The 17,758-nt window shown below is 53.4% G+C and carries 16 protein-coding genes; 3 read left to right on the top strand and 13 right to left on the bottom strand.

The window, feature by feature from the left end; genetic code table 11:
* The first annotated feature begins 107 nt into the window (after positions 1-107).
* A complete protein-coding gene (locus ACZ439_RS21930; protein WP_127607492.1) occupies positions 108-863 on the top strand; it encodes an IclR family transcriptional regulator in 756 nt (251 codons plus the stop codon).
* Positions 864-1,113: 250 nt separating this feature from the next.
* Entirely contained in the window at positions 1,114-2,310 is a 1,197-nt protein-coding gene (locus ACZ439_RS21925) for an MFS transporter (protein ID WP_127607494.1), read from the top strand.
* A gap of 167 nt (positions 2,311-2,477) precedes the next feature.
* Here the strand turns inward: ACZ439_RS21925 and ACZ439_RS21920 are convergent, their stop codons facing one another.
* From ACZ439_RS21920 to ACZ439_RS21880, 9 genes are all read right to left on the bottom strand, one after another.
* Positions 2,478-3,578: a zinc-dependent alcohol dehydrogenase gene (locus ACZ439_RS21920; RefSeq protein ID WP_141334444.1), complete on the bottom strand. Its 1,101-nt coding sequence runs from the start codon at positions 3,576-3,578 to the stop codon at positions 2,478-2,480.
* Positions 3,579-3,669: 91 nt separating this feature from the next.
* Positions 3,670-4,662, bottom strand: a complete 993-nt coding sequence (locus ACZ439_RS21915; protein WP_054795698.1) for an ABC transporter substrate-binding protein — start codon at positions 4,660-4,662, stop codon at positions 3,670-3,672.
* Between the two features lie 58 nt (positions 4,663-4,720).
* Positions 4,721-5,971 (bottom strand): MFS transporter, encoded by a 1,251-nt coding sequence (locus ACZ439_RS21910; protein WP_196426804.1) that lies wholly within the window; start codon positions 5,969-5,971, stop codon positions 4,721-4,723.
* Between the two features lie 19 nt (positions 5,972-5,990).
* Positions 5,991-6,209, bottom strand: coding sequence for a hypothetical protein (locus ACZ439_RS21905; protein ID WP_164751796.1), 219 nt, complete (start codon positions 6,207-6,209; stop codon positions 5,991-5,993).
* 122 nt (positions 6,210-6,331) lie between these two features.
* On the bottom strand, positions 6,332-7,018 hold the full coding sequence (locus ACZ439_RS21900) for a class II aldolase/adducin family protein (RefSeq protein ID WP_054799035.1): 687 nt from the start codon (positions 7,016-7,018) through the stop codon (positions 6,332-6,334).
* An 81-nt stretch (positions 7,019-7,099) separates the two neighbouring features.
* Complete coding sequence (locus tag ACZ439_RS21895; RefSeq protein ID WP_054795696.1) at positions 7,100-8,374, bottom strand: Rieske 2Fe-2S domain-containing protein; 1,275 nt, start codon at positions 8,372-8,374, stop codon at positions 7,100-7,102.
* Positions 8,375-8,551: 177 nt separating this feature from the next.
* Positions 8,552-9,628 (bottom strand): ABC transporter substrate-binding protein, encoded by a 1,077-nt coding sequence (locus ACZ439_RS21890; protein ID WP_372814166.1) that lies wholly within the window; start codon positions 9,626-9,628, stop codon positions 8,552-8,554.
* 24 nt (positions 9,629-9,652) lie between these two features.
* Positions 9,653-10,459 (bottom strand): ABC transporter permease, encoded by an 807-nt coding sequence (locus tag ACZ439_RS21885; RefSeq protein WP_054795692.1) that lies wholly within the window; start codon positions 10,457-10,459, stop codon positions 9,653-9,655.
* Position 10,460: 1 nt separating this feature from the next.
* Positions 10,461-11,273: an ABC transporter ATP-binding protein gene (locus ACZ439_RS21880; protein WP_230875904.1), complete on the bottom strand. Its 813-nt coding sequence runs from the start codon at positions 11,271-11,273 to the stop codon at positions 10,461-10,463.
* 302 nt (positions 11,274-11,575) lie between these two features.
* Between ACZ439_RS21880 and ACZ439_RS21875 the strand changes: the two genes are divergently transcribed.
* Positions 11,576-12,034: a GlcG/HbpS family heme-binding protein gene (locus ACZ439_RS21875; RefSeq protein ID WP_054795691.1), complete on the top strand. Its 459-nt coding sequence runs from the start codon at positions 11,576-11,578 to the stop codon at positions 12,032-12,034.
* A gap of 133 nt (positions 12,035-12,167) precedes the next feature.
* On the opposite strand, the gene ACZ439_RS21870 is transcribed toward ACZ439_RS21875, so the two are convergent.
* From ACZ439_RS21870 to ACZ439_RS21855, 4 genes are all read right to left on the bottom strand, one after another.
* Complete coding sequence (locus ACZ439_RS21870) at positions 12,168-14,537, bottom strand: amylo-alpha-1,6-glucosidase (protein WP_054795690.1); 2,370 nt, start codon at positions 14,535-14,537, stop codon at positions 12,168-12,170.
* 16 nt (positions 14,538-14,553) lie between these two features.
* Positions 14,554-15,369, bottom strand: a complete 816-nt coding sequence (locus tag ACZ439_RS21865; protein WP_127607514.1) for a carbohydrate ABC transporter permease — start codon at positions 15,367-15,369, stop codon at positions 14,554-14,556.
* Between the two features lie 12 nt (positions 15,370-15,381).
* Positions 15,382-16,287 (bottom strand): carbohydrate ABC transporter permease, encoded by a 906-nt coding sequence (locus tag ACZ439_RS21860; protein ID WP_127607516.1) that lies wholly within the window; start codon positions 16,285-16,287, stop codon positions 15,382-15,384.
* A gap of 72 nt (positions 16,288-16,359) precedes the next feature.
* Positions 16,360-17,703, bottom strand: coding sequence for an ABC transporter substrate-binding protein (locus ACZ439_RS21855; RefSeq protein ID WP_054795686.1), 1,344 nt, complete (start codon positions 17,701-17,703; stop codon positions 16,360-16,362).
* Between the last annotated feature and the right edge of the window lie 55 nt (positions 17,704-17,758).

Raw genomic sequence — 17,758 nt, 5'->3', positions numbered from 1 at the left:
CCCTCAATGTGGAATGAAAGTGTTTACACCCCCGTCGTTCGTATGTCATAATAGAAGGTAAAGAGCATACATTTCAGGCGGTAAAATACTTCAAGGTGGTGTTTTCGTTGGCACAGCAAGTACCCCTGTCTTCCGTTTACAATGCGATTCGTATCTTGCGTGAATTTACACTAGAAGATGAGGAACTTGGCATAACGGAATTAAGTCAACGGTTAGGACTTGCCAAAAGTACAATTTTCCGTTTGGTTAACACACTGTATGGGAATAACCTTGTGGAGAAAAATATGCACACCCACAAATATCATTTGGGGATCGGTGCATTTGAGCTTGGCTTCGCCGCTTATCATCGCAACGAATTGCGGCTCATCGCGTATCCGCTGTTAAACAAGCTGATGTCGACCGTTCGCGAGGCGGTTCACCTGGCTGTTTACGATCATGGGGAAATCGTGTTCTTGAGTAAAATGGTTCCCGACTATCACCAGGGAACGGTATCGAAAATAGGCAAGCGCATACCCAGCTACTGCAGCGCCTCGGGCAAGGTGCTTCTAGCCAACCAATCCGAGCAGGAGATCGACCGGGTCATTCAACAAGGCCTGTACCGGCACACGCCCAAGACGATTACAGACGGCCAGACGCTCACCGAGCATCTGCGCGACGTACTCAAAAACGGATACGCGATCGGCCTCTCGGAATATAACGAAAGCGTATGCTCCATAGCGGTTCCGGTGTACAACGATACCGGGCAAGTGATCGCAGCCATCAGCCTGGCCATGATCAAATCGTATTTGTATCCGGCGCAAATCCAAAATTATGTCAAAGAATTGAAAACGTACAGCCGGCTTATCACGGAGCGGCTAAGTTAAGTTAACGGGATGGTTCCGCCGTCCCGTTTTTTTATTGTTCCCTATCTCGGACGGGGCAGGAACGTCGATATCTGAATTGAGCCCTTATCGCTCCAGAGTGCCCGAACTACGGGATGTTCATTTCCGCATAACAGAACAGCCGGATTGTTTCCCTCTGCCTGATGACGATAAGATAAGAGTACTACTCTTTAGATACCGAGGTGAAGGCCGTGTCTTCTTCCGCTCCCGTTGTTATCCGGCATCACCGGTCATGAACGGCAAATTCCAGTTTTATCTGATGCTGGCGACGTTTTTCTTGTCGAACTTAGCAGTTAGCGGCACAAGGCCGATTGTGTCCATTCATGCCCACAGTCTGGGAGCTTCCACATTTTTTATCGGGCTGCTCGTTTCCGCCTTCGCCGCATTCCCGCTGATTCTGGCTATCCGCATCGGCAAGTGGACCGATCGCTTCGGCACGAAAGCATTGACGCTATGGGGAGGGACAGGCGTCCTTGCGGCGTTGGCGGTACCTTTGTGGCAGCCTACCCTCGCCGGATTGCTATTTTCGCAAATTTGCATGGGGCTCTCGAACAACTGTATCGTCACAGCGACGCAAAAGCGCGTCTCCATCGTTGGCGGCAACCGGGATAAGGCCGTTACCGGCATGACCACGACTGCGGCGGCGGCTGACTTTGTCTCCCCCTTGACGGGAGGCTTTCTGTATGAGCACGGAGGCATTCGGATCACCTTCCTCGTCCTGCTGGTCATTCAAATCATGATGCTGGCCTTGGTCCGCATGATGGATTCCGAGCCTCGGAGGGACGCGGCATCCACCCGTACGGAAGAAAAGAAAAACACGTTGATTCTCCTGAAGGATCCCCATATCCGCAAGGGCGTGCTGGTCAGCGGAATTGTCGTCTACTCCAAAGACATCTTCACCGCATACTTCCCCGTGCTTGCCGCCGGTTACGGCTTCTCTCCCAGTCAGACAGGCACCGTGCTCGCCTGCGTAGCCGCCGCTTCCGTTGCGGTACGTCTACTGCAATTCAAGCTGGTGGAATGGGTGGACAGGGATAAACTGATGGCGGCGGCGCTGCTCGCCGGTGCAGCGGCCTTCACAGCGACTTCGATGCTTGAGCATCCGTGGCTGCTTAGCGCGACTGCGGTCTTGCTCGGCGCCGGCCTGGGGCTCGTTCAGCCCTTGAGCTGGGTATATTTGATCCAATATACCCCCAAGGGCAGGGAAGGCGAAGTGCTCGGACTGCGCAGCATGCTGAACCGCTCGTGGCAATTGTCCGGCCCGTTGATGCTCGGTGTCGTCGGCCATACGTTCGGCCTGCTGCCGGTGTTTTGGGTGTGCGGACTGACGCTTCTATGCGGGTCCTGGTATTCTCATCCGGTGTCGCTGCTTCCGCTCCGCAGGGCGCCCGGGACCCCGGAACAGGCCGAACCAAACAAAGAGGCATGAGCCCATGCCTCAGGGCGGTTGTTCCTTCGCGTTATGACGATGGTAAATGGATAAAGCCCGCCGCTCCGGACTTGGAGCGCGGGCTTTATTCGTTTACATCGGTTTGTTATGGCGGGCCGAACGCAGGAGTAACGCCGCCGCCCTTCAAGAAGTCCAGCTTCGGAACGTTACCTGGCTTTACCGGGCGATACCGTGACGAGGAGCGGATTCGGCTCCCCTTCCCCGCCCGCCGTTCTCAGCGCCATGTCTGTCTCCTCTAAAGGATAGTCATGGGAATTCATGATGCTGAGCGGAAATTTCCCCGAAGCGATAAAATCGACGGCCATTTTCACCGATTGGTAGCTGTGGCCTCTCACGCCTATAAGCTTCAGCGTCTTGGTGACGATCATGTCGATGTCGAATTCGGGAACCTTCCTATACTTGTAAGCTCCGAACAAGACCGTACTGCCCCGGCCGGCTATAGCTATGGACGAAGTGATCGGCTCCGTGCCTCCGGATGTGACGTCGATGACGACATCGGCCATTTTACCGCCTGTAATTTCGCGGACGCGGGTTTCCAAATCCTCGGTTTGAATATTAACGATATGATCCGCGCCCAAACGCTTGGATAACTCAAGCCGCTTCATGCTCGTTGTTCGTCCAGTGACGATGACACAATCGGCCCCCGCAGCCTTCGCCGCAAGCGTACAGGCAAGCCCCTGTTGGCCCGGCCCTTGAATGACGACCGTTTTCCCCGGGCCTACGCCGCCTTGCAGCGACATCCACTCGAATCCGTTGGCCAACGGCAGCGTCAACGCCGCCTCCTCCGGAGGAACGTGGGCAGGCATCGGGTGCAGCACCGAGTTCGGGTGCAGGTACATATATTCGCTGAAGCCGCCCCATAGAGAGGGACTCAAGTCTGCCGGGGTGGCGCCGTAACGAATACCCCCCGCCCTCGGGTCCGTCGTTTTGCAGGAACGGTACATGCCTGTGCGGCAAAAGGTACATTGCCCGCATGGAATGTATTCCTCCAGCGCGACCCGGTCCCCTGCCTTCACGCCCCAACGCGCAGCTGCCGTTTCGCCGATCTGTTCAATAAACCCGACGATGTGATGGCCCAGAATACGGGGGGATTGCAATTTTTTGTAGTAGGACACGTCGCTGCCGCACACGCCTACGGTTTCAATGCGGAGCAAGCCGGAATCGTCGGCAAGCGGAGGCAGGCTGAATTCCTGCAGCTCCGTCGTTTGTACGCCCGTAGCGACTGCCGCTAATGATGTTCGTTTCATGAGATCAACCTCATTTCTGCATCTTCATGAGGATCCGGCTGCGGCTCGAAGCCATGCCGATCAAGCCGGCAGCCATCACGCATTCCTTCTTCTAAATGGTATACTGCTCCAGGGCGGATTTCACGAATAGCTCTTCGACCGAAAGCTTGTTCTTGATAAGCCCCTGCTCATAGGAATAGCTGACGAGCGCTTCCAAAGTGGCGCGATTGTTCTGTAATCCGTAAGGCCAGAAATCCTCGCCCATCAGCTTCTTCGTTTGCTCGATTTCCGATACGAGCCAAGGCAGCGTCACCTTCAAGGCTGCGGTTTGATTGAAGCCCTCGTACACTTTATTTTTCGCCTCGACAAAAGCCTGATACAGGTTTTGCGCGACCCACGGATGCCGCTCCAATATTTCGTCGCGAATCGCTATGACGTGCATGATCGGGAAAATGCCTGTTTTCTGGAAATAGGCCTTCTCCACGGAGACGTAGTCTTCAAACAGTCTGTTCACACGCGGCGATCCGTTCAAGAAACAAGACGGGGCGCGGGGTGCAATGAACGCGTCCAGTTCGCCGTTCTCCAGCATCTGGTTCAGCGTCTGCTCCGGACCGATCGGCTGCAGTCTAACGTCGGCCGGCAGCTCCAGCTTGATCTTCTCGACGCGGCCCGGTGTCTCCTGACCGCCGAAGAACCATTCCACCTCGGACGGATGTACGCCGTATTCATGCTGCAGAAATCCCCGGATCCATACACAAGCGGTCAATTGATATTCGGGAATACCGATCCGCATGCCCTTTAAATCCTCCGGGCGGCGAATCCCCGAATCCACGTTCACATAAATGCCCGAATGCCGGAAAAACCGCGACGGGAACACCGGAATCGCTGTAAAATTCGGAAAGCCCCGGTCCCTTGCGATTAAATAGGACGACGCCGACAGCTCGGATACATCGAATTCCTGGTGGCGCATCATACGGAAAAAGGTTTCTTCCACCGGCATTTTGAGAAAGTTCAGTTCAATGCCGTTGGGACGGACGGAACCGTCGATTAACGCCTGGACGCGGTCGTAATCCCAGCAGGCGAAGCTTAAGTTCAGTTTATTCATGTGGAAATCCTCCTTATTGATTTGCGTATAGGTCAGTGTCTTGTAAACGCTCTCGAATCTAGGCGGAGATCGACTCGTTGCCGTCTAGCGATCGTTCCTGCCTGGGCATAAACACAATGAGCAGATTCGCGATGACGATCGTGCCCGCCACGAAATAGAAAGCGGCGAACAAACCGTACTTGTCGGAAATCATGCCGCCAAGCAAAGGGGAGATCGATTGGCCGACCGACTGCATGCCGAACAGGATGCCTACGCTGGTGCCGGCCATATGCTTGGGTGACGATTCCATCAGCCAAGCCTGGATCACGGGACGGACCGCGTACATAAAGAAACCGAGAACCGCGATTAAACCGATGAACAGCGGGGATTTCCCCATAGCCGTCATCAGGATCAGAATGACTGCCGTCATCGCCATGCTGGCCGTCAGTACTTTTTTGCGTCCCCACTTGTCGGACAAATGGCCCGAGATCGGAGCGGCGATAAAGCCTCCCATCTGCAGCAGAAACAAGCCTGCGCCGACCCACAACGGCGGGTAATTCAATTCATGCGCCAAATATAGCGGGAGAAACGTCAGCAGCGCGTTTTGCGTCATCGAGCGAAAGGCCGAGCTGGTTGAAATGAGCGCCAGGCTGCGGTTTCGAAACAATCCCTTCAGCCCGCTCACATATTCCTTAAGCGTCTGCCCTTCCTTCTCTTCTCCGGCCGCTTCCTGATTCTTTCTGGAGCCCGACTGCAAATTCCGCAGCAGGATGACAATGAGCAGCGCCATCGTAATGCCGGGAACGATATTGATGACCACGATCTGCCTCCACGTAAACACGGCCAGCAGAGCGCCTATCGCAAGCGGCGCGAGCGCGTCGCCCACATTGGCCGCCATGCCGTGAACCGAAAGCACGAAGCCCCTCCGTTCCGGGTACCGCTGCGCGAGCGTAGGGATCGCGGTCGGGTGCCAAAGGTTGTTGCCGATGCCGACCAGCGTAACGCAAAGAAGCAGCATCCAATACGTGGTCGTAAAATTCATAAACAAGTAGGGAATGCCGACCCAGAAGAGCGACAATGCCATCAGAAGACCTTTCTTGCCGATCGTATCGACCAGCATGCCTCCCGGCACGTTGGCGATCGTGCTTGCCAAATATTGAAACGTAATGATCATGCCGGTTTCGGTATAGCTGAGCCCCAGTTCTTTCCCAATGATGGGGAGCAGTAAATAAAAGGTGGCCGGATACCAATGGGTTAATCCGTGGCCGATTGTGATCAGCCACATCTCTTTCATGGATCTCGGCGACGATGAGTCAACCGCTTCACGCAAGGCCAACCCCTCCCTAATGTCACCAAACTTGAATAATGTCGGAAGCTCCCACCGCATTCCAGAGATTCATCACGCGGAACCCGTCCCGTTCGGCCTGAGGCCACATCGTATCCACCTCGCGCAAGCCAATGACGACTTTCACGCCTTGTTCCCTCAGATGCTTCGCATAATCGGCCCCGTCTTCGCTGTAGCCGAGCACGGCCACCGTTTTGCCCCGTAGTTCTTTTTGAATCGCCATCATGGCTTCTCCTCTCTTCCGATAACTGAAGTTTGTATCAGGATTGTTCTATGCCTTAACATTACCGCATGAGCTGCATATTTAGATACGGGATGTTCCCGTAGACGGAACAAATGAACGATTTACATCCGCAACCTGGCCTGATAATAATCCCAAACTTTGCGGTACAGGCCGGGCCTCGCCAAATTGCGGACACAGTCCTCGATTTCCTGCTCGTTTAACACATAAGGCATGCCCAAAGCTTGAGCCCTGTACTGTCGTTTGGCGTTCTCCTCCAAATAAATGCACAGCGCGAACGTTTCCTCAAGCGTTGAACCGGCGATGACGCTGCCATGGGACTTCAGCAGAACGGCCCGGCTTTCCCCAAGCTCGTGGGCCAAACGACTTCCCAGCTCCGGCGTATTCACGGAATCGATGCAATCAAATACCGGTATTGAACCTAACAGCGCCGCCTGAGGGAACACGGGTCTGATCGGGACCCCGGTCATGCTGAAATAGGTCGACCAATTCGGATGAGCGTGAATAACCGCCTGCACGTCGGGTCTTCGTTTATAAATTTCCAGATGAATGTGCATTTCCATCGGAGGAGCATCATGCCCATCCAGCTGTCTGCCGCCGCTATCGATCGTGACGATGTCCCGGGCCGTCAGAGCGTTCCGCGCACACGGGCCCGAATTGATAAGGATGTGATCGGTTCCGGGAATGCGTACGCTGCCATGTCCGTTGTAATCGATAATCTCGGCTCGTTCAAGCATTCGGATACCTAGCGCCAAATTTTGCTTTAACGTTTCAGAATCGGGTGCTGCCATAGTCTCTCCTCCAGTATGCGAAATGAAAGGCGCCGAACCTCAAGCGCGCTGAGATTCGGCGTGAAACGGACGAGTTACGGTTTAAAACTTGGCTGTCATGTCCTCAAGCAGCCCTTCCTTCCAATCCACGCCTTTAGGCAAAAACTTGTCGCAGCCTCTGACCATGTTGTACGTGCTTGGATCTACGCCACGCGGTACTTTGCCCGCCTCGATGTCTTTCATCGCCTCGAGCAGCAGCTGGCGCGCCACGATGATCGCGGTGTCGGCGGTGCCCAGCTTTTCCCTGGTGCGGTCGCAGAACGGCAGCTCCATCGTTTCCTGCAGGGCGTAGTCCTGGGTGTTGATTCCGGCGATGCCGGTGAACGTTTTGGTTCTTTGCACCTCGCGGTCAATGAGGAAATCGTTGGAAGGATTGCGTACCAATTTGTAGCCCGGCAGCATATCTGCTTTGCCGCGCCCGAAATCCGTTTCATGCTTCTCCACAAATTCGGGAGTAAACGGAATGTTAACGTCCGACGAATAAATAAAGTTGTACACCCATACGTTGGAGTCGTCGATCGGCACCCAAATATGTCCCGCGATGGACGGGAATTTCTCCATTTGGCCGTCGGTCCAGCGCACCATGGCCCCCCTCATCTGCTGTGCGGGCATAATGAACTGGTAAGCCCTTACATAGTTTCCGTCCTCTTTCAAATCGCGGATGCCGGCATATTTAAAGCCGTAGTCGGTTTTGACCACTTCAAGCTTCGGCGCGGTAGCTCTGGACCGGAGCGCGTTCTTATCGGCAATGTTATTGTTGTGGGCGAACGAGGAGTGGGACGTATCGATGCCTCCCTCAAGCGCCTGAAGCCAGTTACAAGCTTCGAATGTTTTCGAGACGTTGCGGAAATTTTCCGGCGCCCGCATCCATTCGTAATCCGGGTAACCCGGCTGCAGCTCCTTCGGTCCCATGTAGGTCCAAACAATGCCGGCCTTCTCATAGGTAGGATAAGACTTCAATTTGACGCTATGTTTAAAATCACTAGTCGGCGGCTCGTTCGGCGTATCCGTGCATTGACCGTTCGTATCGAACTTCCAGCCGTGGTATACGCAGCGAAGCCCGCATTCCTCATTGCGTCCCCAGAACAGATGCGCCCGGCGGTGAGGACAGTAGGCATCGAGCAGCCCGATCGTACCGTTCGTATCGCGGAATGCGACCAAATCCTCGCCCAACAACCGGACGCGAACCGGCGGACAATCCGGGCCCGGCAGCTCTTCGCTTAAGACGGCAGGAATCCAATAACGCCGGAACAGCTCGTTCATCGGCGTCCCCGGACTCACCCGGCACAGCTTCTCGTTATCTTCTCTTTTTAACATGTCCATCTCTCCCTTGAGTTCATAGATGAGGTTACCCGTTAACTTAAGTATAAATGCTGGCTTTTCCGCCTAAAATCTTGAGTTCTTCTATGATGAACAAGCGCCAAAAAAGTTTGCGTTTTCACATGCCGCTCCCACTAAAAAAAGGCGTCCGTTCAGCACGGACGCCCTTCGCCATTATTTGGCATAAAACCGTTCATCCACTACTTTATCGAGGCTCACATCTTTGGAAAGCGCCCCGGTTGCCTTGACGGTATCGATCGCCCATTTCATGCCTTCGATGTTCATCTTGCCCTTGTCCGCGAGGCCCGGCAGCACGAAATCGAGCGATTTCTCCGCTTCGGCCTTGCTCATGCCCAGCTCCGCCATGGCGATCGCCAGCACCTCTTCGCGGTTGGCGCTATCCTTGATATACTTGACGGCCTCGGCCTGACCCGCCATGAAAGCGTAGACGACTTCCGGTTTGTCTTTAATCAGGTCTCCGTTTGCTGCCAGCATGTTGTGATTATAGGTGGTCAGTTCATCCCGCATTAAGGACAATCGGACAAAGCCTAATTCATCGGCCTTCAAATCGGTCGGCTGGCTCAGAATGGTTACAGACGCTTGCCCGGTTTGCAGCGCTTGCAAACGGCCCGCATTTTCACCGGAGTTAATGAGGCGTACGTCCTTATTCGGCTCGAGCCCGTTTTTCTTCAGCCAATACTGGAGTTGAATGTCGGTTCCGTTACCCGGCACGTTGCTGGCCGCCGACTTCCCTTTCAAATCCTCAGGCTTTTTGATGTCTTTAGCCACAAAAATCGAATACATCGACTTGTCGTCCAGCGTGCCGATCAGCTTGACGTTCGCGCCTTCCGCCACTCCGGTAATGATCGACTCCGGCAGCGAAGAGATGATCGGATATTCCCCGGTTTGAAGCCCCCTTAGCGCGAGTACGCCGCCCTTCACATATTCGAGGTTGATCTCCAAATTGTTTTTCTTATAGAATTCTTTCTTCTGAGCCACGTAAATCGGGAGGTAGCTCATGTTCTTCGAAGGCAGCGCCATCTTGATCGTGGTCAGCTGATCCGGCTTCATCTTCACAGCCGCAGGAGCGCCTTGGCCACCGGCATTCCCTTCAGCCGCCGGCACATTGGCCGCCTTACCCCCGCATCCGACAACGGCCAGTAACAGTGAAGTACAGGCAATAAGCTTCAGCGAGTGCTTCGCTGCCCCTTTTAATGAACTTTTCAAATCATTTCGTGTCAGGCTCTTCATTTCTTTCGTTCCCCCTATAATATATTAATGGTTTCGCCATGGGGCGATCCATCGTTCTACATATTTCAACAGCTGCGTCAATAAAACGGACAAGACCATCAATACGCCGACATACCCTAAATATTCGGAAGTCCGGAACAGCTCGGAGGCATGCCGGATGGCGTAGCCGATGCCTTTGTTGGCGGCAAGCATTTCCGCCACAACGACCGCGATCAAGGCGCGACCGATAGCCAGACGAATACCGGTGACGATATAAGATAAGGTCGAAGGAAATATGACCTCGCGAAACATTTGGTACGAGTTGGCCCCATAGGAGCGTGCGGCCTTGATCAGCGACGGATCCGTCGTTTTCACCCCGGCCATCGTATTGATCAGGATCGGGAAGATCGCCATCGTAAACACCATCATAATTTTCGAAAGCGTCTCCAATCCGAACCATAAAACAAACAGCGGCGTCAGCGCCACAACGGGCGTCGTGTAAAGCGCGGTGATGATCGGATCGAATGCATACTCGATTTTACGCCAGTAGCCGAGGATCAACCCGATGGGAATACCGATGAGCGCCATCCCAAATCCGATGCCAACCTCGACGGCGCTGATTGCCAAATGCCCGAACACCGAGCCGTTAGCGATGAACGCCCATGTTTGCTCCAAAATTTTGCTCGGCCAGCTGAACATGAAGGGATCGATGCCTCCCAGCTGCCCGACGATCTCCCAGATCACGAAGATGATGCCAATCGTGACGACCGGATAGGTGACGGACGGGGGCAGCTTTGCCCTTTTCCGAGGGGCAGAGGTCAGGGATGGTTGAATGGTTGCTGTTTTTGCCATGTTATGCTTCTCCTTTCTGGTACTGACGGGTAACTTCGCCTTTGAGATGATTCCATATGATCGATTTATATTCCTGGTACTCCGGCAGAAGCTTCGTTTCGAGCGTCCTTGGGTACGGAATGTCGATGGTCAGGTCATCGATGATCCGACCCGGCCGCACCGACATCAGAAACACGCGGTTGGATAAGAATACGGCCTCGTCAATCGAGTGGGTGATGAAAATAACCGTTTTCTTCTCATGCTGCAGCATCTTGAGCACTTCTTCCTGCATGATCTCCCGGGTTTGCTCGTCGATGGCGGAGAACGGCTCATCCATCAGCAAAATTTTCGGTTCCACCGCGAACGCCCTGGCGATGCCCACCCTCTGCTTCATGCCCCCAGACAGCTGGTGCGGATATTTATGCTCGAAGCCGTCGAGTCCGACCATGCGAATATAGTGCATCACGTGATCTTTCACGTCTTTATTGTTTTTTCCGGCTAAACGCAAGCCGAAGGCCACATTCTGAAATACCGTATGCCAGGGCATCAGCGCGAAATCCTGAAACACCATCGCCTTCTCTCCGCCCGGACTTTCAATCGGCCGACCGTTAATGGATACGCTTCCGGAAACAGGACGAATCAAGCCGTCCAACGTATGCAGCAGGGTCGATTTTCCACACCCGCTCGGGCCGATGATCGAAATGAATTCCCCTTCCCGGATTGTACCCGACACATCTTTCAGCGCATGAACCTGATTCGGCTGTCCTTGATTATAAATCACATTTATTTCGTTAAAACTCATCAACGGCACTGTGGTGGCGGTCGTCATTGTCATGGATCATTCCCCTTCGTCGATATGGTTAGCCATTTCTTTGAAAACATGAAAGCGTCATCATTAGTATAAACCATGGAGGCGACTTTATTATGCTTTCATCATTAAAAATACTATTTTTGTGCCGGGTAACAAAACTGGCCGTTCTTCTATGCGGCACATGCAAAAAAATATAATTTGGATCTCGGAACGATTACAAATTGCGAGACACCTAAAGCCGCCGGTCGCCCATATAATACAGGGAATCCGAAATGCGTATCAGAACCATTTGCAGGGCGAACAAGGTTTAAAGGAGCGATAAACAAATGAAAAGCATGACGCTCGAGACTGCGAAACATGTGATAAAAGCTGCGGAACAGAAAGCAAAAGAGCTTCGAATTTCGCAAGTGATCGCGATCGTCGATGAAGGCGGCAATTTCACCGCTTGTCACCGGATGGACGATGCCTGGCTGGCCAGTATCGACATCGCGCAAAATAAGGCATGGACCGCCGTTGCGCTGCGAATGCCTACTTCACATCTGGCCCATTTGGCAGCCCCTCATGCGGAACTGTACGGGATCAATACGACTAATCATGGCCGGGTGGTTGTGTTCGGAGGTGGAATTCCGCTTGTAAGAGAAGGGAGGATCGTCGGCGCCGTCGGTGTCAGCGGCAGTACGGTCGCTAATGATGTGGAGGTTGCCAAAGCGGCTGTTCATGCCTTTGAGTCGTATGCATCGCACATGCCTCAGGCACGCAGACTTGACTGGGCCTGGATTCCGTAAGAGTCGGGCTGGAGAGAAGCCATAAAGACGAATGACATTCCGCCTATTGCGTACAAACAGGTAAAAGCCGCTTGAAAATTCAAGTCGGCTTTACCTTTACCCCGTCTGTCTGCGTGAGCAAAACCGTTCGGGATCAGCGATTCGATTCAGATTGAATGAAACGGGATATTTCACGATGATAGCGCATCAAGCACCAGACATACATACCTACGGACCAAGCCTGCAGAAAGCAACCGTTAAGCGGCTCCGGCCTGTTCGCGCGATACAGCTCGGCAGCCATGCCCATTTCATCCAGAATCCGCGATGCGATCATCCGCAGGAAGGCGACGCCTTGCTCCGGGCGTCCCGCGTTAAATTCGGCCAAGGCTACCCAGCCGGTCGTCAAATTCCAGACAGCGCCTTCCTGATAGCTGGACGGATCGTACCCGTTTCCTTCATCAGCCGCACTTCTTGTCCGGACGCCGAACGGCGTCGTCACCTCCGCCGCTTCGAGCTTCTTCAATGACGCCTTCACCCGATCGGGATCGGCTAACGTGGAGAACATCAAGTTGACGGCATAATTGGGGCGCAGCGTAGGGTCGGGCGTGCCGTCTTCCAACAGCCGGTCGTAGTAATACGCTCCGTCTTCGTACCAGAACGCATCCTCGTACTGCTGCTCCACCTGATCCGCCAGGGTGCGCCACTTGAGGGCAAACTCCGTCTCCCCGATCAAATGGGCGACGTCCGAAGCGGAACGGAGCGCATGCCAATACAAACCTTGCACATCGTTGCCGCTCTTTCTCCGGTCGATATGGTCCATCCATTGCGTATCCGGAATCGTGAACGCTTGCGAGGTGGATACGTCGCCGACGATGCCATGCTCCAGAAATCCGTCCCCGTCACGGTCGCAGCGCAGAGCCCAGTTCACCGATTCAAGCAAGCTTGGAAAATAAGCGCGCGCAAATTCCGTATCCTTCGCGGCTTGAACATATTCGCGGAATAATATCGCCTGCAGCAGGACGCCTTCCGCCGAGCCTCCCCAGGAGGTTTGATGCATGAAGCCCGGTCCGCTGATCACGGTAGGCATATCCCCTGCCATCGCGCCGGGGCGATCCTCTTTCAGCTGCAGGGAGATGAAGTTTAATAAAACCTCTTTAACAAACTCGACATCCCCGATAGCCAAATAAGCGAACGCCGTCCACGCCGAATCCCTGCTCCAGTAGTTCGGGAAACGGGGAAAGCCCGCACAAATGCCGATCCCGATTTCCGGATGATTGAATTTCAACAGCTTCAGGGCAAGCTTGGCAAAATCAAAGGCCCTGTCCAGCTCATCGTCTCCCGTATAAGCCGCGGCGGTTTCCTGCAGGTAATCCCGATAAGACCCGGCCGTCTGAACGAACAGCTCTCCGGCCTGAGTTAAGCATCGCGTTGCGGTTTCTACGGCTGCCGCTTCATGCTCCGGGTCGCCGGTCAGCACAACCGTTACCGTCAGCGACGAATGGGGCGCGATTTCGCATGGAATCCGGAGCTGAACGCGAGGTTCCGCGCCTTGATATTCGCTGCCGAACGATGCTGTGCAGCCGGCATCGCAGGCAATAACGGCAACATACGGCAGCTGCGGGTTTTCCATGATTAATTTTCCTTCGGTTTGACGAAACTTAAACTGTTTCGCCTTCACGCCGAGCAGTCCGTACGGCACCAGCATCGCTTCCACATCGGCGATGAGCTCGAACGTCTCGGTCCCGTCCCCGTGGTTCGTTAAAGTGAACCGGGTAAGCACCGCCGCGTCCGCGGGCGACATGAACACCTTGCGGTCCACAGTCAACCGGTCGAATCGGCTGAACGCCTCGAGTCTGCCGGGCAGATGGTTCGCGCGCTCCGTGAAGCGGACCAACGGATAAGCTTCCTGCCCCTCCCCTTTACGCAGCTGCCACTTCAAATGACGGATGTACCTCGCCGGAGGACTGTACAAGCCGCCGTTATCCGTGACGAGTCCCCACCAGTTCCAATCGGCCGACAGATCGCCTGCCCAGTTCAAGACCGTAAACGAAGTATCGTTGGATAACGCGAGCGGACGGTCAAACGGACCCGTTTTGGTCAGACAAGGCTCTTGGATATCCGCGACTTGATCCTTAATCGTAAACCGGGAATAAATTTTCCCGAACGCGTACTGCTCGGTCACGATAACGAGCGTATGCTCGCCCGGCGTCAGACCGCCGGGATACAGCACCGACCACTCCGTAGCCGCCCCGACCTCGAACGTGAACGGCTCCGCTTCGGATATCGTTCCCGCATTGCGGCCGTGCTGATCTTGCATAATCCAGACTTTGTCCGGACTCATTTCGTTCCCGTCCAGCAGCAGCTTGAAGTCGATAGCCATGCCGCCAAGGGCGAGCGGAGGATTGTCCAGATTAAATCTGAATCCGATACACACCCCGCCCGAATAATCGTTGCGCAAGCTCCCTTTGACATACGTCATTTCGTAAAAGATGTCTCCGAGCTGCTTGGCTTGAATTTTACGCATTGGAATTCTCCCTTCATTAGCCTTTCACGGCTCCGGCCATCAGGCCTTTGACAAATTGCTTCTGTACGCTGAGGAATAAAATCAGCACCGGAATCAGCGAAAGTACGTTCGCGGCCAAAATCCGCGACCATGGAATCGCGATGCTCTCCTGCGCCAATAGGGCGAGCCGCAGCGGAATCGTGAATTTGTCTTCGGATTGAAGCAGCACGAGAGGCATTGTAAAGGAATTCCAGTTATGCACAAACTCGACAATGATCAAAGTAATGATCGCCGGTTTAATAAGAGGAAGCACGATCTGATAAAACAGGCGGAACTCCCCGCTGCCGTCGATTCTCGCGGCTTCCAGCATTTCCGTAGGCACATCGTCAATGTACTGCTTCGTGAAAAAGATCCCGAACACCGTTACGCTGAAAGGCACGATCAAGCTGATCAGACTGTCGTATATCCCCATCTTCGTAATGATGAAATAGAGCGGCAGCAGCAGCACCGTCGGTGGAACGGTCATGGTGGCGATCAAGGCGATGAACAGCACATTTTTGCCGAAAAATTGCTTCTTGGCAAAAGCGTAGCCGGCCATACTGGTAAATATCACGATGAGTGCGGTCGTGGAAATGGTCACGATCATCGAGTTCATGAACGTCGTGCCGAATTTCAGCGCTTCCCAGATTTCAGGGTAATTGCTCCATTCGAGATGTTCCGGCCAAAATGTCGGAGGAAACCGCGTAATTTCCGAGTCGCTTTTCAAACTGGACACGAACAACCAGTAAAGCGGCAGAAAAAAGATCAGGCCTAAAGCCCAAAGCACGATCGAAGACAGCCAATTTTTTTTCATCGTTTCCCCCTCCTATCCTAACCGTTTGTCGACTATTTTTTTCTGAACGATCGTGATGATGAGCACCAGGAAGAACAAAATATAGGACATCGCTGCGGAAGATCCGATCCTGTAATATTTGAACGCCTCATTATAAATGAGGAACGGTACAGTCGTCGTCGAATCGGCAGGTCCTCCGCCGGTCATGATGTAGATTTCCTGAAACACATTGAGCGAATCGATCAGCAACAGGATGAACACGACTAACGAGATGCGGCCGAGAAGAGGCCATGTGATTAAACGCAGCCGTTGAAAAGGCGTGACCCCGTCAACATCGGCCGCTTCATACAAATCTTTCGGAATATTTTGCAGACCGGCCAAATAAATCAGCATGAAATAGCCGATTTTTTTCCAGCAAGTCATGATGGCAATGACCGGCATGGCCCAAACCGTGCTGGCCAGCCAATTCGGACCCGAGATGCCGAACAAGTTCAACAGCGCATTGATTAAACCGCGGTCCCCGTTAAAGAGAAACATGAAAATCAAGCTGGCGCTGACTACCGATAAAATATAAGGAATAAAGAAAACGGTGCGGACCAGATTGACCCCTTTTAATTTCTGGTTAAGAAGAAGTGCCAGGCACGCCGAGGCGAACATCGTAACCGGAATGAAAATAATGCTGAAATAAACGGTATTTACAAGCGCTTTAATAAACAGCTCATTCTGCAAAACCCTTGCATACTGATCGAATCCGACAAAGGCGCCGGGAATTTCGAAAAGCCCTGAATTTTTCAGCGTAATGGGCTTAATATCCTTAAAGCTGGCGATAAAGGACCAGATGATCGGATAGATCAAAAAAAGTCCGAGAATGATGACCGAAGGCAAAATAAACACATAGCTGGTCCAGTCTCCGATCCTGCTGCGGATTCTTTTTTTCATGTTTTGCCTCCTTAGGCAAGCAGAGCACCTAGCTGGTTAGGTGCTCTGTCCTGACTTGATTACTGGATGGACTTACTTCGCTTTTAAAATGGCGTTGCCTTTTTCTTCGAGCGTTTTCAAGCCTTGTTCGGCCGTGATGGCGCCGGAAACAACCTGGTTCAGTACGCTTTGATAGACTTCCGCCTCCACTTGAGCCCACTGTGGAACCGGCGTCGATATGCTCGGGTATTCCAGGCCTTTGATAAAGACGAGGAATTCCGGATGCTCTTTAAAATAAGGCAAGTCGTAAAGGTCTTTGCGAATCGGCACGCGGAACGGGTAGAAGTTGCCGTCGTCGGCTTTTTCCCCCTTCATTACCAGCTCCTGTCCTTCTTTAGAGCCCAGGAACTTGATCAGCTTCACGGAAGCGGACAGCTTGTCGCCTTTCACGCCCGTCGGCACGGAAAGCATGTAAGGTCCGATATCGGCTGCTTTGCCTGCAGGTCCGGCCGGCACTTCGGCCGTTGCGACTTCAAATTTGTTGGCCGCCTTCCAAGCATCGGGAACCCCCCATGGTCCTTGGAATTGCATAGCCACCACCTGATTGCGGAAATCGGCCATAACAGCCCCGCCGTCTTTATTCACTGTATCCGGAGGCGATACTTCTTTGACGAGCTTCGTATAAAATTCCAATGCCTTCTTGCCCTCAGGAGAGTTCAAGCCGACCTGATAATTGCCCTTGCCGTCATCTTTGACAATGTTCGCTCCGGCTTGATTCATGAACATATTGACCATCCAGGTAATATCGTAAACTTGCTTCCCGACGAGTCCTATGCCATATTGATCCGGTTTGCCGTCACCGTTCGTATCGACGGTCAATTTCTTGGCGGCGTCATAAAGCTCATCCCACGTTTTCGGCGGATTTTTAATACCGGCTTTGTCGAACAACGTCTTATTATAAATTAACTGAACGGAATGTCCGAGCCATGGAAAGCCGTAAAGCTTGCCGTCCCAAGTCCCCAAATCCCAAAGCTGCTGATAGTAGTTGTCCTTCTCCGCATTCAAATCCTTCGACAGATCAAGGTACGCTCCTTGCGGCGCAAGACCGCGAACGTCGCGGTAAGCGATCTGCATGACTTCCGGAGCATCTCCGCTCAAAATTTGAGTCAACAGCTTTTGACCGTTTTGGGCGCTGCCGAGCAGTTCAACTTTAACATCCTGGTTTTTCTTCTCGAACTCGTCCAGGATGACGCGAATCGCTTTGCCGCGCGGCGAATCGCTTGCCCATGCGATCTGCATGCGGATTTGGGTCGTTTTACCCGGCTCCGCTTGCGCTTGCTCTCCTGCGGTATTAGCCGATTCCGGTTTGGCGGACCCGCAAGCGGTCAGTGAAATAGCGAGCGTGCCAGCGACTACAACTTTTGGCCATTTGTTCATATGAGGTAACTCTCCCCTTTTTAGGTACTTTTATATAAAAATCCAATCATCAGCA

The sequence above is a fragment of the Paenibacillus sp. JCM 9796 genome (assembly GCF_055379675.1).
The sequence above is the reverse complement of the archived record's forward strand: the minus strand, read 5'-3'. Positions and strand labels throughout refer to the sequence as shown.

Coding starts and splice junctions, on each gene's coding strand:
- ACZ439_RS21880 (WP_230875904.1), bottom strand. CDS start 11,273: ATGACAATGACGACCGCCACCACAGTGCCGTTGATGAGTTTTAACGAA.
- ACZ439_RS21895 (WP_054795696.1), bottom strand. CDS start 8,374: ATGTTAAAAAGAGAAGATAACGAGAAGCTGTGCCGGGTGAGTCCGGGG.
- ACZ439_RS21865 (WP_127607514.1), bottom strand. CDS start 15,369: ATGAAAAAAAATTGGCTGTCTTCGATCGTGCTTTGGGCTTTAGGCCTG.
- ACZ439_RS21870 (WP_054795690.1), bottom strand. CDS start 14,537: ATGCGTAAAATTCAAGCCAAGCAGCTCGGAGACATCTTTTACGAAATG.
- ACZ439_RS21920 (WP_141334444.1), bottom strand. CDS start 3,578: ATGAAACGAACATCATTAGCGGCAGTCGCTACGGGCGTACAAACGACG.
- ACZ439_RS21900 (WP_054799035.1), bottom strand. CDS start 7,018: ATGGCAGCACCCGATTCTGAAACGTTAAAGCAAAATTTGGCGCTAGGT.
- ACZ439_RS21905 (WP_164751796.1), bottom strand. CDS start 6,209: ATGGCGATTCAAAAAGAACTACGGGGCAAAACGGTGGCCGTGCTCGGC.
- ACZ439_RS21890 (WP_372814166.1), bottom strand. CDS start 9,628: ATGAAGAGCCTGACACGAAATGATTTGAAAAGTTCATTAAAAGGGGCA.
- ACZ439_RS21925 (WP_127607494.1), top strand. CDS start 1,114: ATGAACGGCAAATTCCAGTTTTATCTGATGCTGGCGACGTTTTTCTTG.
- ACZ439_RS21860 (WP_127607516.1), bottom strand. CDS start 16,287: ATGAAAAAAAGAATCCGCAGCAGGATCGGAGACTGGACCAGCTATGTG.
- ACZ439_RS21885 (WP_054795692.1), bottom strand. CDS start 10,459: ATGGCAAAAACAGCAACCATTCAACCATCCCTGACCTCTGCCCCTCGG.
- ACZ439_RS21915 (WP_054795698.1), bottom strand. CDS start 4,662: ATGAATAAACTGAACTTAAGCTTCGCCTGCTGGGATTACGACCGCGTC.
- ACZ439_RS21855 (WP_054795686.1), bottom strand. CDS start 17,703: ATGAACAAATGGCCAAAAGTTGTAGTCGCTGGCACGCTCGCTATTTCA.
- ACZ439_RS21875 (WP_054795691.1), top strand. CDS start 11,576: ATGAAAAGCATGACGCTCGAGACTGCGAAACATGTGATAAAAGCTGCG.